Below are 15,056 nucleotides of genomic sequence, written 5' to 3' on the forward strand. Positions count from 1 at the left end.
GGTGATTTTTTAAACTGTTTAGTCCGCTCGCCCAACCGGGCAGCGCGCATCTTGCATTCGCTCCGAGGAATACCATGGCCCGCGTAACCGTTGAAGACTGCCTAGAACACGTGGATAACCGCTTTGAGCTGGTCATGCTCTCTACCAAGCGTGCCCGTCAACTGGCCACTGGCGGCAAAGAGCCCCTGGTCCAGTGGGAAAACGACAAGCCTACCGTTGTGGCCCTGCGTGAAATCGCCGAAGGCCTGATGAGCTACGAGTTCATCGCCAACGCTGAAATCGTTGAAGACGAACCGCTGTTTGCAGCGTTCGAGGACGAGTCCAACGAGGCCGTCTAAGCCTATGCCTGGTCGACGTAGCACGGCGCGGGGTCACAGCCAACGGCAGGAGTTCACACTTTGCCGAGCATAGACGCCCTCGCCGATCGCTTATCGGCCTACCTCGGCCCAGACCAGGTCAACCTGGTCCGCCGAGCGTATTTCTACGCCGAACAAGCCCACGACGGCCAACGCCGCCGTAGCGGCGAGGCGTATGTCACCCATCCCCTTGCGGTGGCAAACATTCTTGCCGACATGCACATGGACCATCAGAGCCTGATGGCCGCGATGCTGCATGACGTGATCGAAGACACCGGCATCGCCAAGGAAGCGCTCAGCGCGCAATTCGGCGAAACCGTGGCCGAACTGGTCGACGGGGTCAGCAAACTGACCCAGATGAACTTCGAGACCAAGGCCGAGGCCCAGGCGGAAAACTTCCAGAAGATGGCCATGGCCATGGCCCGCGATATTCGCGTGATCCTGGTCAAACTGGCCGACCGGCTGCACAACATGCGCACGCTGGAAGTGCTGTCCGGCGAAAAACGCCGGCGCATTGCCAAGGAAACCCTGGAAATCTACGCGCCCATCGCCAACCGGCTGGGCATGCACGCCATACGCATCGAGTTCGAAGACCTCGGTTTCAAGGCCATGCACCCGATGCGTTCGGCGCGCATCTACCAGGCAGTCAAGCGCGCCCGGGGCAACCGCAAGGAAATCGTCAACAAGATCGAAGAGTCGCTGAGCCATTGCCTGGCGATCGATGAGATCGAAGGCGAGGTCAGCGGCCGGCAAAAGCATATCTACGGTATCTACAAGAAGATGCGCGGCAAGCGCCGTGCCTTCAACGAAATCATGGACGTGTACGCGTTCCGGATCATCGTCGACAAGGTCGACACCTGCTACCGCGTGCTGGGCGCTGTACATAATTTGTACAAACCCCTGCCGGGCCGTTTCAAGGATTACATCGCGATTCCCAAGGCCAACGGCTATCAGTCGCTGCATACCACGCTGTTTGGCATGCACGGGGTGCCGATCGAGATCCAGATCCGCACACGCGAAATGGAAGAGATGGCCAACAACGGCATCGCCGCCCACTGGCTGTACAAGTCCAGCGGCGACGAGCAGCCCAAGGGCACTCACGCCCGCGCCCGCCAGTGGGTCAAAGGCGTGCTGGAAATGCAGCAACGCGCCGGCAACTCCCTCGAATTTATCGAAAGCGTGAAGATCGACCTGTTCCCGGACGAGGTCTACGTGTTCACGCCCAAAGGCCGGATCATGGAGCTGCCCAAGGGCTCCACGGCGGTCGACTTTGCCTATGCGGTGCACACCGATGTGGGCAACAGCTGCATCGCCTGCCGGATCAATCGTCGTCTCGCACCGCTGTCCGAACCGCTGCAAAGTGGCTCCACGGTCGAGATCGTCAGCGCCCCGGGCGCACGCCCGAACCCCGCGTGGCTCAACTTCGTGGTCACCGGCAAGGCGCGCACGCACATCCGTCACGCGCTGAAATTGCAGCGCCGCTCCGAGTCCATCAGCCTGGGCGAACGCCTGCTGAACAAGGTGCTCAACGGTTTCGACAGCGCCCTCGACAAGATCCCGCAGGAACGCGTGCAAGCGATGCTCCACGAGTACCGCCAGGAAACCATCGAAGACCTGCTGGAAGATATCGGCCTGGGCAACCGCATGGCCTATGTAGTCGCCCGCCGCCTGCTCGGCGAAGGCGAACAGTTGCCAAGCCCGGAAGGCCCGCTGGCGATTCGCGGCACCGAGGGCCTGGTGCTCAGCTACGCCAAGTGCTGCACGCCGATCCCGGGCGATCCGATTGTCGGCCACTTGTCCGCAGGCAAAGGCATGGTGGTGCACCTGGACAACTGCCGCAACATCACCGAAATCCGCCACAACCCGGAAAAATGCATCCAGCTCTCGTGGGCCAAGGATGTCACCGGCGAATTCAACGTCGAGTTGCGGGTGGAGCTGGAACACCAGCGCGGCCTGATCGCCCTGCTCGCCAGCAGCGTCAACGCAGCCGACGGCAATATCGAAAAAATCAGCATGGACGAGCGCGATGGCCGCATCAGCGTGGTCCAGTTGGTGGTCAGCGTACACGACCGCGTGCACCTGGCCCGCGTGATCAAGAAACTGCGAGCCTTGACCGGTGTGATCCGCATCACTCGCATGCGCGCCTAACCCACATTACAAGGAGTCATTCATGACCAAGACCGTTATCACCAGCGATAAAGCCCCTGCCGCCATCGGCACTTACTCCCAGGCGATCAAGGCGGGCAACACCGTCTACATGTCCGGCCAGATCCCGCTGGACCCGAAGACCATGGAACTGGTGGAAGGCTTCGAAGCACAGACCGTACAGGTCTTCGAAAACCTCAAGTCGGTGGCTGAAGCAGCCGGTGGTTCGTTCAAGGACATCGTCAAGCTGAACATCTTCCTCACCGACCTGAGCCACTTCGCCAAGGTCAACGAGATCATGGGCAAGTACTTCGAACAGCCGTACCCAGCCCGCGCCGCCATCGGCGTTGCCGCCCTGCCAAAGGGTGCACAGGTCGAGATGGACGCGATCCTGGTCATCGAGTAAAACACCCGGCGCAGCCCCCACAGGCTGCGCCGACTTCGTTTCAGAAGGATTTCATGATGCGCAAAGCGCTTGTAGCCTCATCAATGCTCGCCCTGTTGCTCGGCGGCTGTGCCAGTAACCCTGCCGACAGGGATGTGAGCGGCACCTGGATCAACCAGGTCGCCATCGATGCGGCAGCCAAGGGCGGCCCTTTGCGTGAAGCCCTGCAGAGTTTTGGCCCGAACCTCGAGTGGGAGGTCAATACCAAGGCTTCACAGGCCCGCTACTACAACGGTTTTGAAGTAGCGGAAGGCAAGTTGCTGGGTGAACAGTCCGGCGCTTGGAGCGTGGATTTCTACGGCAGCTCCGCCACCGAACTCAAGCGCAAAGGCAAGCAACTGCTGCAAGTGGCCAACGACAACGAGCCCGAACAGCTGTTTGCCCGCGCCAAAGACCCGGCCCCGGAGGGTGCACCTTTGGGTGCCAACTTCGAGCGAGCGCTGTACGCGGCCTACCTGGGCGGCGACTGGAAGATCAGCGACGGCTTCGGCAGCGGCGCCATCGTGCAGTTCCAGGCTGACGGCAAGGTCGCCGGCCTGCCCAATGTGGACCGGTATTCGCTGTGCCTGGCCGGTGATTGCGCCTCAATGAGCGGCGGCTACGACAGCATCTGGCTGCAGCTCAACGGCCAGGGCAACCCGTGGATCTTTACCCGCAAAGGCAAGCAGCTGGAAATCTTCCAGGCGATCAACACCGCGCAGGCGGATGAAGTGCCCTCGTTCACACCAGGCCCACGCCAATGGCTGCTTGAAAAGCAATAAGCAACCAAACATAGATCCAAATGTGGGAGGGAGCTTGCCCCCTCCCACATTTTGAGTTTCAGCCTTTGAGAATTGCTGCGTAGCCTTCGCGGAAGGTCGGGTAAGTCGGCGTCCAACCCAGCGCCTTCACCCGGGCATTGCTGCACTGCTTGCTGCCCGCTCGCCGCACACTCGCATCCTCAGCCCACTCAGTCACACCCAGGTATTCGCGCAACCAGCCCACCACTTCGGCCAGTGGAGCAGGTGCATCGTCGACACCGATGTAGACCTTGTCCAGCGAGCCGCCCTCTTCCACATGGCGCAACAAAAAGGCGAGTAGCCCCGCCGCGTCGTCCGCATGAATGCGATTGCCATATAAAGGTGGATCGATTGCCACGCGATAGCCTTGGCGCACCTGGGTCAGCAGCCATTCGCGACCAGGGCCATAGATGCCGGTAAGCCGTACGACACTCGCCGGAATGCCGCTATTGAGCGCCACTTGCTCGGCTTCCAGCATCACCTGCCCGGAATACCCCTTCGCTTGAGTCTCCGACGTTTCGTCGACCCACTCGCCATTCTGCTGCCCGTAGACGCTGCTGCTGGATACGAACAGCAGATGCTTGGGTTCCTGGCCGTAGTCACTCAGCCACTCCAGCACATGTTTCAGCCCTTCTACATAAGCGGCACGGTAGCCCGCCTCGTCGTGGTCCGTCGCAGCCGCGCAGTACACCAGGTAATCCACCCCGCCAATCGGCCAGGTGTCGGGGCAATCTTTTTTGAACAGGTCACCGGCAATGCCGATCACGCCGTCGGGAAGCCGCGAAATATCACGGCGCAGGCCATATACCTCCCATTCCGAGGCAAGCAATTGGCTGGCCAGCCGGCTCCCCACATCGCCACATCCGGCAATCACAACAGAAGGCGCTGACATCACAAAACTCCGCACAGAAAGGTCTAGGTTAGCCTTCGCAGATGACAGACGGCCAGAAAAAGCACAAATAAAGTTACTGTATTACTTCTGTTAACAAGAATTACTTGCAATAATAACCACCCATTTGTCCTCGACCCCTGGGTCTGGAAGGACGATCACTCATTTTTTTACTCAGGTCCGGCCAGCATGACACGTAATACAACCCCCGCTTCGCCAACCAAGCTTCACAGCCCATCCCGCGCCTGGCGCGCGATCGCTGCGCTGCTGTTCAGCGTACTGCTGGCACCGACCGCCGCCTTCGCTGATGCCACCGCGCCAGCCACCCCCGCGGCTGCCGAGCACAACACCGCGGCACCTGCAGCACCTGCCGCAGCACCCGCTGCCACCGACCCGGCCCAGGCGGCTGATCCTGCCGCCGCCGACGACACCGGCGCAGTGCTGGAAGAAGACAACACCCTGGGCATGGCCCACGACCTGTCGCCCTGGGGCATGTATCAGAACGCTGACGTGGTGGTAAAAGCCGTGATGATCGGCCTGGCCATCGCCTCAATCATCACCTGGACCATCTGGATCGCCAAAGGCTTCGAGCTGCTGGGCGCCAAACGCCGCCTGCGTGCCGAAATCGTCCACCTGAAAAAAGCCGCCACCCTCAAGGAAGCGAGCGAAAGCGCGACCAAGAAAGGCACCCTGGCCAACACTCTGGTGCACGACGCGCTGGAAGAAATGCGCCTGTCGGCCAACACCCGCGAAAAAGAAGGCATCAAGGAACGTGTGGCCTTCCGCCTGGAGCGCCTGGTGGCAGCCTGCGGTCGTAACATGAGCAGCGGCACCGGCGTGCTGGCGACCATCGGTTCTACCGCGCCCTTCGTCGGTCTGTTCGGTACCGTATGGGGCATCATGAACAGCTTCATCGGCATCGCCAAAACCCAGACCACCAACCTCGCCGTCGTTGCCCCCGGCATCGCCGAAGCCCTGCTGGCCACCGCCCTGGGCCTGGTTGCCGCGATTCCTGCGGTGGTGATCTACAACGTCTTTGCCCGTTCGATTGCCGGCTACAAGGCCCAGGTATCGGACGCGTCGGCGGAAGTCCTGCTGCTGGTCAGCCGCGACCTCGATCACCTGCCTACCGAGCGCAGCTCGCAACCGCACATGGTGAAAGTGGGGTAATCGGCCATGGGCCTGCATTTGAATCAAGGCGACGACGAACTCGTCGAGAACCACGAAATCAACGTCACGCCGTTTATCGACGTGATGCTGGTGCTGCTGATTATCTTCATGGTGGCGGCACCGCTGGCCACCGTGGACATCAAGGTCGACCTGCCCGCGTCCAGCGCCAAGCCAGCGCCACGGCCGGAGAAACCGATCTTCCTCAGCGTCAAGGCGGACCAACGCCTGTTCCTGGGTGAAGAAGAAGTCAAGGCTGAAACCCTGGGGCCGGTGCTCGACGCCAAGACCCAGGGCAAGAAGGACACGACGATCTTCTTCCAGGCTGACAAAGGCGTGGACTACGGCGACCTGATGAGCGTGATGGATGCCCTGCGGGCAGCCGGCTACCTCAAGGTAGGCCTGGTCGGACTCGAGACGGCAGCCAAGAAATGATCACGACGCGCCACAAACTGACGCGTTATGGCACCAGCCTCGCCGTCGTACTGGGCGTGCATGCCATCGCGATCGCTATCGCGCTTCACTGGTCGGCGCCGCGCACGGTGCAGTTGCCACCGGCTGCCATGGTCATCGACCTGGCACCGATGCCAGCCCCACCGCCGCCGGCACCGCCCAAGGTGGTCACGCCGCCGCAACCGCCTGCACCGGTGGAAGAGCTGCCCCTGCCGAAACTGGCCGAGGCACCCAAGCCGACGATCCAGGTGCCCAAGCCGGTCAAGCCCAAGCCCAAACCGCAGCCGCCCAAGCCGGTGGAGAAGAAAATCGAGCCGCCCAAGGAGAAACCTTCCGAGGATCCGCCGAGCGACGCTCCGCCGACCCAGGCACCGGCTGAAAAATCAGCCCAGCCCGTTCCTGGCCCATCGCCGCAACAGATCGCCGCCAAAGCGTCCTGGGAAGGCACCCTGCTGGCTCACCTGCAGAAGTACAAGAAGTACCCGCCAGGTGCCCAGGCACGTGGCAAGGAAGGCCTCAACCGCCTGAAGTTCGTGGTGGATGCCGAGGGTAACGTGCTGTCCTACGAGTTGGTGGGCCGCTCCGGCAACGCCGACCTGGACCGCGCCACGCTGGACATGATCCGGCGTGCCCAGCCGCTGCCAAAGCCGCCGGCAGACATGCTCAAGGGTGGCAGTATCGAGATCGTTGCACCGTTCGTGTACAACATCGAGAAACGTCGTCGCTGAGCCGCTCCCAATGGGCACCCTCGGGTGCCCATTGCATTTCCCCTCCCCCGTATTTCAAGCCTTGCAGACCCGCAAGCTGAACCGTGACTGAATGTGAAACCAATGTCATGGTTCTTCACTTGTAACACTTCAATACACCACCAATCATGCGCGAACAATTCTCATTTGAGAGGCCTTTCGCCATGTCCTGCCCTCCCCGCCTGACGCTTGCCCTGCTCGCAATCGCTGGCGCCCCCTGCGCAGCCCATGCGGATCAACTGGTCAGCCTGACCGTGCAGAACCATACCTTCACGCCGGCCAGCTTCACCGTGCCGGCCGGCGAGCGCTTTCGCATCCAGCTCACCAATAACGACGACACCGTCGACGAATTTGAAAGCTACGACATGAAGTTCGAAAAGATCGTCGTGCCGGGCAACACCATTACCGTCTTCGCCGGCCCAATGCATCCAGGCACCTACAGCTTTTTCGACGACTACCATCCCGACCAGGCCAAAGGCACCGTCACCGTCGTCGCGGCCAAGGAGTAAGTCATGCTGGCCTGTCTGCTGATCGTGTTTCGTGAGGTGCTGGAAGCCGGCATCGTCATCGGTATCGTCATGGCCGCCACCCAGGGGCTGGCGCGGCGCAGTACCTACATCATCGGCGGCATCGCTGCCGGTGTTGGCGGCGCGGCGATCCTCGCGCTGTTCACCGGCGCCATCACCCAGGCCCTGGACGGTTTCGGCCAGGAAATCTTCAACGCCGCCATCCTTATCGTCGCGGTGTGCATGCTCGGCTGGCACAACCTGTGGATGAGCAGCCATGGCCGCGAACTCGCCACTCAACTGCGCGAAAGCGGCGCCGCGGTGCAACGCGGCGAGAAGACCCTGTGGGCACTGGCCATCGTGATCACCGTTGCCGTGCTGCGCGAAGGCTCGGAAATCGTGCTGTTCCTATATGGCATCGCTGCATCCACCCACACCGAACCCCTGACGATGCTCATCGGCGGCGTGCTCGGGATTGCCGGCGGCGGCGTGCTGTCGTGGCTGCTGTATCGCGGGCTGGTGGTGATCAGCCTCAAGCGTCTGTTCTCGGTCACCACCTGGATGATCGCCGTACTCGCGGCGGGAATGGCTGGCCGCGCCGCCGCGATCCTGGCCGGTATCAACCTGATCCCGGCCTGGGGCTACGAGTTGTGGGACACCTCCTGGCTGGTGTCCGACGCAAGCCTCACCGGTCGGGCGCTGCAAGCGCTGACCGGCTACACCGACCGCCCCCTGGGCGTTCAACTGTTTGCCTGGGTGACCACCCTTACCCTGTTGGTACTGGGTAGCCGCCTTGTGCAGTCGCGCACCACTCAACTGTCGTCACCCACCCTGGAGCGTCACCCATGAAACACCTGCACAAACCTGTGGCCGCTGCATTGGTCCTGACCAGCACCCTGGCTTTTTCTGCCTTCAGCCAAGCCCGTGAATACCCCATCGGCGGCCCGGTCCAGACCCACGACATGGAAATCGCCTCCTCGTACCTCACCGGAATCGAGATGGCGCCAATGCCACCGGGCATGGTCATGGACAAGGACTCGGTGCACCTTGAAACCGATGTGCATGCCACCGCCGACAACAAGTACGGACTGTCCAACGGTGAGTGGGTGCCTTACCTGAGCATCTCCTATTCCCTGGTCAAGGAAGGCGCTCCGGACTACAAGCAAATCGGCACGCTCCTGCCGATGGTCGCCAAAGACGGCGCCCACTATGCGAACAACGTGAAGATGGACGGCCCTGGCACCTATACCGTGGTGCTGCGCTACGAGAGCCCGCAGATCAATGGCTTCTTCCACCACGTCGACAAAGAAACCGGCGTACCCGAATGGTGGGGCCCGTTCACCGAGACCTTCACCTTCAAATACCCGCAGAAATAACCGGCAAAACACCTGCGGCACCCGATTAGCCGGTGTCGCAAACCCCATCGTGTCTGATAACGTGCGTCTATCGATTGCAGCCGGTATGCTTGGCCCGCAACCTCATGGACGCCCGCTATGACTCTTACAGAATTGCGCTACATCGTTACCCTCGCCCAAGAGCAGCACTTCGGCCACGCGGCCGAGCGTTGCCATGTCAGCCAACCGACGCTGTCGGTGGGCGTGAAAAAGCTTGAAGACGAACTCGGTGTGCTGATTTTCGAGCGCAGCAAGAGCGCCGTGCGCCTCACACCGGTGGGCGAAGGCATTGTGGCCCAGGCCCAGAAGGTACTGGAGCAGGCGCAGAGCATTCGCGAACTGGCCCAGGCCGGCAAGAACCAGCTGACCGCGCCGCTCAAGGTCGGCGCCATCTACACCGTCGGCCCGTACCTGTTCCCGCACCTGATCCCGCAACTGCACCGCGTCGCGCCGCAGATGCCGCTGTATATCGAAGAAAACTTCACCCACGTGCTGCGCGACAAACTGCGCAACGGCGAGCTGGACGCGATCATCATTGCCCTGCCGTTCAATGAAGCCGACGTGCTGACCCTGCCGCTCTACGACGAGCCGTTCTACGTGCTCATGCCGGCCTCGCACCCGTGGACACAGAAAGACACCATCGACGCCGGCCTGCTCAACGACAAGAGCTTGCTGCTGCTCGGCGAAGGCCACTGCTTCCGCGACCAGGTCCTGGAAGCCTGTCCGACCCTGACCAAGGGCAATGACGGCGCCAAGCACACCACGGTGGAATCCAGCTCCCTGGAAACCATCCGTCACATGGTCGCGTCCGGCCTGGGCATTTCGATCCTGCCGCTGTCGGCGGTGGACAGCCATCATTACGCCCCCGGCGTGATCGAAGTGCGCCCACTCACGCCGCCGGTGCCGTTCCGCACTGTGGCGATCGCCTGGCGCGCCAGCTTCCCACGGCCCAAAGCGATTGAGATCCTCGCCGACTCGATCCGCCTGTGTTCGGTCGCCAAGCCGACTGCCGCGAGCTAAGCCAGGGTATGACTGAGCTGTCGCAGGTGTCGGTGACGGCACTCAAGGGTGTCGGTGAAGCCATGGCCGAGAAGCTGGCCAAGGTGGGCCTGGAGAACCTCCAGGACGTGCTGTTCCACCTGCCCCTGCGCTATCAGGACCGCACCCGCGTAGTGCCCATCGGCCAGTTGCGCCCCGGGCAGGACGCAGTGGTCGAAGGCACCGTCAGCGGTGCCGATGTGGTGATGGGCAAGCGCCGCAGTCTGGTCGTACGCCTGCAGGATGGCACTGGCGGCCTGAGCCTGCGCTTCTACCATTTCAGCAACGCGCAGAAGGAAGGCCTCAAGCGCGGCACCCGCGTGCGCTGCTACGGCGAAGCGCGACCCGGCGCATCCGGCCTTGAGATCTATCACCCGGAATACCGCGCCATTACCGGTGACGAACCGCCGCCGGTCGACACCACGCTCACGCCGATCTACCCGCTCACCGAAGGCCTGACCCAGCAACGCCTGCGCCAACTGTGCATGCAGACACTGACCATGCTCGGCCCGAAAAGCCTGCCTGATTGGCTGCCCCAGGAACTGGCCCGCGACTATCAGCTGGCGCCGCTGGACGATGCGATCCGCTACCTGCATCACCCACCCGCCGACGCCGATGTCGACGAACTGGCGCTCGGTCATCACTGGGCCCAGCATCGCCTGGCCTTCGAAGAACTGCTGACCCATCAACTGTCCCAGCAACGCCTGCGCGAGAGCATGCGCTCCCTGCGTGCACCGGCAATGCCCAAGGCCACGCGCTTGCCTGCGCAGTACCTGGCCAACCTGGGTTTTGCGCCGACCGGTGCCCAGCAACGCGTCGGCAATGAAATCGCCTATGACCTGAGCCAGCAGGAGCCCATGCTGCGGCTGATCCAGGGCGATGTGGGCGCAGGCAAGACCGTGGTCGCCGCCCTCGCCGCCCTGCAAGCGCTGGAGGCCGGCTACCAGGTGGCGCTGATGGCGCCCACCGAGATCCTCGCCGAGCAGCATTTCATCACGTTCAAGCGCTGGCTCGAACCGCTGGGCCTGGAAGTCGCGTGGCTGGCCGGCAAGCTCAAGGGCAAGAACCGCGCGGCGGCACTGGAACAGATTGCCGGCGGCGCACCGATGGTGGTGGGCACCCACGCGCTGTTCCAGGACGAAGTGCAGTTCAAGAACCTGGCCCTGGTGATCATCGACGAGCAGCACCGCTTCGGCGTGCAACAGCGCCTGGCCCTGCGCCAGAAAGGCGTCGGCGGGCGGATGAACCCGCACCAGTTGATCATGACCGCCACACCGATCCCGCGCACCCTGGCCATGAGCGCCTACGCCGACCTCGACACCTCCATCCTCGACGAACTGCCGCCTGGCCGTACGCCGGTCAATACCGTGCTGGTCACCGACACCCGGCGTGTGGAAGTGATCGAACGCGTACGCGGCGCCTGTGCCGAAGGGCGCCAGGCGTACTGGGTGTGCACGCTGATCGAAGAGTCCGAAGAGCTGACCTGCCAGGCCGCCGAAACCACCTATGAAGACCTCACCAGCGCCTTGGGCGAACTCAAGGTCGGCCTGATCCACGGGCGCATGAAGCCGGCTGAAAAAGCCGCAGTCATGGCCGAATTCAAAGCTGGCAACCTGCAACTGTTGGTGGCCACTACCGTGATCGAAGTCGGCGTGGACGTGCCCAACGCCAGCCTGATGATCATCGAAAACCCCGAGCGCCTGGGCCTGGCGCAACTCCACCAGTTGCGTGGCCGGGTGGGCCGGGGCAGCGCCGCCAGCCATTGCGTGCTGCTCTACCACCCGCCGCTGTCACAGATCGGTCGCCAGCGCCTGGGCATCATGCGCGAAACCAACGACGGGTTTGTCATCGCCGAAAAGGACCTGGAACTGCGCGGTCCCGGCGAAATGCTCGGCACGCGCCAGACCGGCCTGCTGCAATTCAAGGTCGCCGACCTGATGCGCGACGCCGATCTGCTGCCTGCCGTGCGCGATGCCGCACAGGCACTGCTGGAGCGCTGGCCGGACCACGTCAGCCCGCTGCTCAATCGCTGGCTCAGGCACGGACAGCAATACGGCCAAGTGTGACGCCTGACGCACTTAAGCGACCAACAGTTGTATCAAGCTGGTTATACTTCGGTGACTGTAAGAAATTGGATCAGGCCATGTCAGAAGTTGCCCTCGCCACAGCCCCACTGACCGCCCCGCCGGTCATTCGGGCTCTGCTCGCAAAACTCGCCATCCCCTACACGGAAGTCGCCGACCTCCCGGGCCTGAATCCTGCGCAGAAGGTCCAGGCAGTGCTGCTGGAAGATGCGGTAGGCGCCCTGATGGTGCTGTTCCCGCAGAACCAGTTGCTCGACCTCAACCGCCTCGCCGAACTCACCGGCCGCCGCCTGACCGCTGTGTCGCCGGATCGCGTCAAGCGCATGCTCGACAAACATGACCTGAGCCTGCTGCCAGGTTTACCACCCCTTACCAGCTCGCCCTGCCTGTACGAAGGCAGCCTGCTCAACGAGCCGAGCCTGCTGGTGCATTCGGGTGAAGCAGGCCTGTTGCTGGAGATTCCCAGCGACGCCTTCAAGACGATGCTCACCAAGGCCAGCGCCGGACACTTCGGCGAGCCGTTGAGCAATATCCGCCCCAACCTCGACCGCCCCAACGATGACCGCGAGGAAATCACCCAGGCAATGCAGGCGTTCACCGCCCGCCGTATCCAGCAGCGCCTGGAAGCGACCATCGAGATTCCGCCCCTGGCCGACACCGCGCAGAAGATCATCAAGCTGCGCGTCGACCCAAACGCCACCATCGACGACATCACCGGCGTGGTCGAGACCGACCCGGCCCTGGCCGCCCAAGTGGTGAGCTGGGCCGCGTCGCCGTACTACGCCTCGCCGGGCAAGATTCGTTCAGTGGAAGACGCCATCGTGCGTGTGCTGGGCTTCGACCTGGTGATCAACCTGGCGCTGGGCCTGGCCCTGGGCAAGACCCTGAGCCTGCCCAAGGACCACCCGCACCAGTCGACGCCGTACTGGCACCAGTCGATCTACACCGCCGCCGTGATCGAAGGCCTGACCCGCGCCATGCCCCGCGCACAGCGCCCGGAAGCCGGCCTCACCTACCTCGCCGGCCTGCTGCACAACTTCGGTTATCTGCTGCTGGCCCACGTGTTCCCGCCGCACTTCTCGCTGATCTGCCGTCACCTGGAGGTCAACCCGCACCTGTGCCACAGCTATGTCGAGCAACACCTGCTGGGCATCAGCCGCGAGCAGATCGGTGCCTGGCTGATGCGCTACTGGGACATGCCGGACGAACTGTCCACCGCCCTGCGCTTCCAGCACGACCCGACCTACGACGGGCAATACGCCGAGTACCCGAACCTGGTGAGCCTGGCGGTGCGCCTGTTGCGAAGCCGAGGCATTGGCTCCGGGCCGGATGAAACGATTCCGGATGCGCTGCTGGAGCGCCTGGGCTTGAGCCGTGACAAGGCTGAAGAAGTGGTGGGTAAAGTGCTGGATGCTGAAGTGCTGTTGCGCGAACTGGCCTCGCAGTTCAGCCAGGGCTGAATCGGTCGCCTGTCAGACCGCTATCGGGGGCAAGCCCCCTCCCACACTTGAAATGCATGCCCATGTGGGAGGGGGCTTGCCCCCGATGAATCCACCACGCTCTATTTCTTTTTCTTCGGCTTCAAGTACTTGGTCAACCCCTGGAACCAGATCACCAGCGCCGGGTTGCCCTTGATCTGGATCGACTTGTCCTGAATCCCCGTCATGAACGCCAGCTGCTTGTTCTTCGCCTGCATCGTGGCGAAGCCATAGGCGGCGTCTTTGAACGCAATGGCAAACGCCGGCGCCGGGTGAACACCCGAGCGGCTGGTGATGCGCTGGTCTTTGACGATGAAGTGACGGGCTACCTTGCCGTCGAGGGTCTGCAACTGGAACGCCAGGTCTTTATCGCCCAACTGTTGCTGGAAGACAGGATTGGTGCGGCTGGCTTTGCCCATCATCAGGCCCAGCACCCACAGGAGAAGACGGAATTTCATGCACACGGCCTCGGTGTAATTATTGAGTGGCCGCAGCAGTTTAACGATTTGCAAAAAGAACGCCACCGATCTTGCGCATTAGCGGAAGATCGGCTGGCGTTTGACGCTTATAGCAGCATGTTACTTAAACGTTTGGGCAAGGAACCGGCGCCCAGTCGGCCAGGTTCGGATCGCGGCAGCTGCCTTCGAGCTGAGCTTTACCGGCGCTGGCGACCTGCTTGCTTTCAGCTTGCTTGACCTGGGCAGTCTGGAAGGTCTTCTCGGTGCTCACCGCTTCTGTGGGTACGGTTGGCAGAACCGGCTTTTTCGGCGGCTTGGTGCCTGTGCCTTTCTTCTTGCCCGATGTCACAACAGGTGTTGTGTCGGCCTTGGCCACGGTGACCACGTCAGTACGCTGTACGCCAACCTGTTGCAGGTCTTTCTCGTAGGCCTGGGTGTAGTTGTTCAGGTCTTCGGCGGCTTTACCGTTGACCGCAACGATCAGGTCATTGGATTCCTTCAGGCCCGAGACGATTTCCGCCAGGCGCTTGCGGCCTTCGGTGTCGTTGACGGTCTTGGCTTTGCGATCAGCCACCAACTTGGTGAACGCGCTCTGGTAGCACTGCTGGGACGCCTTGGCGTACGCCGTGCTGCGGTCGATGTCGGAGACGCTTTTGTTCACATCAGCCGCATACGAGGCAATACGCTGGTTGTCATCGGCGATCTGCTTCTGACGCTCGGTGTAGTAACCCGCTGCACCGCCGGCCAGGGCGCCGCCCGCAGCACCGATGGCCGCATTACGGCCACGTTTTTCCTTGTCGCCGGTCAGGGCGCCGAGCAGGGCACCGCCGGCAGCGCCGATGGCCGCACCGGTCACGACCGACTTGGTCATGTTCGAGTCGGTGGCGCGCAAGTGCTGCACGGGCTCATAGCAGTTGGGGTAGTACTCGACCTTGGTGCTCGACGCGACCTTGGAGGCCGGCGATGTGGCGCAACCGGTCAGCACAGTGCTGAAGCCAGCCGCGATCAGCAGCAAGTGACGCTTGGAAACCGCCTTACGGGAAAAAAGCATAGGTGTGTTCTCTTTTAAGTTTGACTTGCCCAGCACGGCCCACCGCCGCCTGAGTCCCTTCCAAGCT

16 protein-coding genes are annotated in these 15,056 nt (G+C 62.4%); 13 read left to right on the forward strand and 3 right to left on the reverse strand.

Annotated features, from left to right (window positions below; translation table 11 throughout):
* Positions 1-74 precede the first annotated feature (74 nt).
* Genes rpoZ through BFN10_RS01220 form a run of 4 tightly spaced genes read left to right on the forward strand, consistent with a single transcriptional unit; the run spans position 75 to position 3,707 of the window.
* Positions 75-338 carry a DNA-directed RNA polymerase subunit omega gene (rpoZ, locus tag BFN10_RS01205; RefSeq protein ID WP_003176920.1) on the forward strand — a complete coding sequence of 88 codons (264 nt, stop codon included), beginning with the start codon at positions 75-77 and terminating at the stop codon, positions 336-338.
* A gap of 60 nt (positions 339-398) precedes the next feature.
* Positions 399-2,504: a bifunctional GTP diphosphokinase/guanosine-3',5'-bis pyrophosphate 3'-pyrophosphohydrolase gene (gene spoT / locus BFN10_RS01210; protein ID WP_058424246.1), complete on the forward strand. Its 2,106-nt coding sequence runs from the start codon at positions 399-401 to the stop codon at positions 2,502-2,504.
* A 22-nt stretch (positions 2,505-2,526) separates the two neighbouring features.
* Positions 2,527-2,907 (forward strand): RidA family protein, encoded by a 381-nt coding sequence (locus BFN10_RS01215; protein ID WP_003176922.1) that lies wholly within the window; start codon positions 2,527-2,529, stop codon positions 2,905-2,907.
* Between the two features lie 56 nt (positions 2,908-2,963).
* The gene (locus BFN10_RS01220) at positions 2,964-3,707 is read left to right on the forward strand and encodes a hypothetical protein (RefSeq protein ID WP_058424247.1); all 744 of its coding nucleotides are present in this window, start codon (positions 2,964-2,966) and stop codon (positions 3,705-3,707) included.
* Between the two features lie 58 nt (positions 3,708-3,765).
* Here BFN10_RS01220 and BFN10_RS01225 read toward each other — a convergent pair whose 3' ends face one another.
* On the reverse strand, positions 3,766-4,617 hold the full coding sequence (locus tag BFN10_RS01225) for an SDR family oxidoreductase (protein ID WP_071488077.1): 852 nt from the start codon (positions 4,615-4,617) through the stop codon (positions 3,766-3,768).
* Between the two features lie 186 nt (positions 4,618-4,803).
* Between BFN10_RS01225 and exbB the strand changes: the two genes are divergently transcribed.
* From exbB to BFN10_RS01270, 9 genes are all read left to right on the forward strand, one after another.
* Positions 4,804-5,784, forward strand: coding sequence for a tonB-system energizer ExbB (gene exbB / locus BFN10_RS01230; protein ID WP_071488078.1), 981 nt, complete (start codon positions 4,804-4,806; stop codon positions 5,782-5,784).
* A gap of 6 nt (positions 5,785-5,790) precedes the next feature.
* A complete protein-coding gene (gene exbD / locus BFN10_RS01235; RefSeq protein ID WP_003195519.1) occupies positions 5,791-6,216 on the forward strand; it encodes a TonB system transport protein ExbD in 426 nt (141 codons plus the stop codon).
* Positions 6,213-6,962 carry a TonB family protein gene (locus tag BFN10_RS01240; protein WP_071488079.1) on the forward strand — a complete coding sequence of 250 codons (750 nt, stop codon included), beginning with the start codon at positions 6,213-6,215 and terminating at the stop codon, positions 6,960-6,962. Before exbD ends, BFN10_RS01240 begins: the two co-directional genes overlap by 4 nt.
* A 182-nt stretch (positions 6,963-7,144) precedes the next feature.
* Positions 7,145-7,489, forward strand: coding sequence for a cupredoxin domain-containing protein (locus BFN10_RS01245; protein ID WP_071488080.1), 345 nt, complete (start codon positions 7,145-7,147; stop codon positions 7,487-7,489).
* Positions 7,490-7,492: 3 nt separating this feature from the next.
* Positions 7,493-8,335, forward strand: a complete 843-nt coding sequence (locus BFN10_RS01250) for an FTR1 family iron permease (RefSeq protein WP_071488081.1) — start codon at positions 7,493-7,495, stop codon at positions 8,333-8,335.
* The gene (locus tag BFN10_RS01255) at positions 8,332-8,862 is read left to right on the forward strand and encodes an iron transporter (protein WP_071488082.1); all 531 of its coding nucleotides are present in this window, start codon (positions 8,332-8,334) and stop codon (positions 8,860-8,862) included. The genes BFN10_RS01250 and BFN10_RS01255 overlap by 4 nt, the downstream gene beginning before the upstream one ends.
* A gap of 117 nt (positions 8,863-8,979) precedes the next feature.
* Positions 8,980-9,900: a hydrogen peroxide-inducible genes activator gene (locus BFN10_RS01260; protein ID WP_016975936.1), complete on the forward strand. Its 921-nt coding sequence runs from the start codon at positions 8,980-8,982 to the stop codon at positions 9,898-9,900.
* An 8-nt stretch (positions 9,901-9,908) separates the two neighbouring features.
* Positions 9,909-11,984, forward strand: a complete 2,076-nt coding sequence (gene recG / locus BFN10_RS01265; RefSeq protein WP_058424461.1) for an ATP-dependent DNA helicase RecG — start codon at positions 9,909-9,911, stop codon at positions 11,982-11,984.
* Between the two features lie 77 nt (positions 11,985-12,061).
* Positions 12,062-13,462, forward strand: a complete 1,401-nt coding sequence (locus tag BFN10_RS01270) for an aminoacyl-tRNA deacylase and HDOD domain-containing protein (protein WP_071488083.1) — start codon at positions 12,062-12,064, stop codon at positions 13,460-13,462.
* 101 nt (positions 13,463-13,563) lie between these two features.
* On the opposite strand, the gene BFN10_RS01275 is transcribed toward BFN10_RS01270, so the two are convergent.
* Both BFN10_RS01275 and tagQ read right to left on the reverse strand, forming a co-directional pair.
* The gene (locus BFN10_RS01275; RefSeq protein WP_071488106.1) at positions 13,564-13,938 is read right to left on the reverse strand and encodes a helicase; all 375 of its coding nucleotides are present in this window, start codon (positions 13,936-13,938) and stop codon (positions 13,564-13,566) included.
* A 124-nt stretch (positions 13,939-14,062) separates the two neighbouring features.
* Positions 14,063-14,989 (reverse strand): type VI secretion system-associated lipoprotein TagQ, encoded by a 927-nt coding sequence (tagQ, locus tag BFN10_RS01280; protein ID WP_071488084.1) that lies wholly within the window; start codon positions 14,987-14,989, stop codon positions 14,063-14,065.
* Positions 14,990-15,056: the final 67 nt, after the last annotated feature.

The organism is Pseudomonas extremorientalis, from assembly GCF_001870465.1.
Lineage (GTDB): Bacteria > Pseudomonadota > Gammaproteobacteria > Pseudomonadales > Pseudomonadaceae > Aquipseudomonas > Aquipseudomonas extremorientalis.

Coding starts and splice junctions, on each gene's coding strand:
- rpoZ (WP_003176920.1), top strand. CDS start 75: ATGGCCCGCGTAACCGTTGAAGACTGCCTAGAACACGTGGATAACCGC.
- BFN10_RS01215 (WP_003176922.1), top strand. CDS start 2,527: ATGACCAAGACCGTTATCACCAGCGATAAAGCCCCTGCCGCCATCGGC.
- BFN10_RS01220 (WP_058424247.1), top strand. CDS start 2,964: ATGCGCAAAGCGCTTGTAGCCTCATCAATGCTCGCCCTGTTGCTCGGC.
- BFN10_RS01225 (WP_071488077.1), bottom strand. CDS start 4,617: ATGTCAGCGCCTTCTGTTGTGATTGCCGGATGTGGCGATGTGGGGAGC.
- exbB (WP_071488078.1), top strand. CDS start 4,804: ATGACACGTAATACAACCCCCGCTTCGCCAACCAAGCTTCACAGCCCA.
- exbD (WP_003195519.1), top strand. CDS start 5,791: ATGGGCCTGCATTTGAATCAAGGCGACGACGAACTCGTCGAGAACCAC.
- BFN10_RS01240 (WP_071488079.1), top strand. CDS start 6,213: ATGATCACGACGCGCCACAAACTGACGCGTTATGGCACCAGCCTCGCC.
- BFN10_RS01245 (WP_071488080.1), top strand. CDS start 7,145: ATGTCCTGCCCTCCCCGCCTGACGCTTGCCCTGCTCGCAATCGCTGGC.
- BFN10_RS01250 (WP_071488081.1), top strand. CDS start 7,493: ATGCTGGCCTGTCTGCTGATCGTGTTTCGTGAGGTGCTGGAAGCCGGC.
- BFN10_RS01255 (WP_071488082.1), top strand. CDS start 8,332: ATGAAACACCTGCACAAACCTGTGGCCGCTGCATTGGTCCTGACCAGC.
- BFN10_RS01260 (WP_016975936.1), top strand. CDS start 8,980: ATGACTCTTACAGAATTGCGCTACATCGTTACCCTCGCCCAAGAGCAG.
- recG (WP_058424461.1), top strand. CDS start 9,909: ATGACTGAGCTGTCGCAGGTGTCGGTGACGGCACTCAAGGGTGTCGGT.
- BFN10_RS01270 (WP_071488083.1), top strand. CDS start 12,062: ATGTCAGAAGTTGCCCTCGCCACAGCCCCACTGACCGCCCCGCCGGTC.
- BFN10_RS01275 (WP_071488106.1), bottom strand. CDS start 13,938: ATGAAATTCCGTCTTCTCCTGTGGGTGCTGGGCCTGATGATGGGCAAA.
- tagQ (WP_071488084.1), bottom strand. CDS start 14,989: ATGCTTTTTTCCCGTAAGGCGGTTTCCAAGCGTCACTTGCTGCTGATC.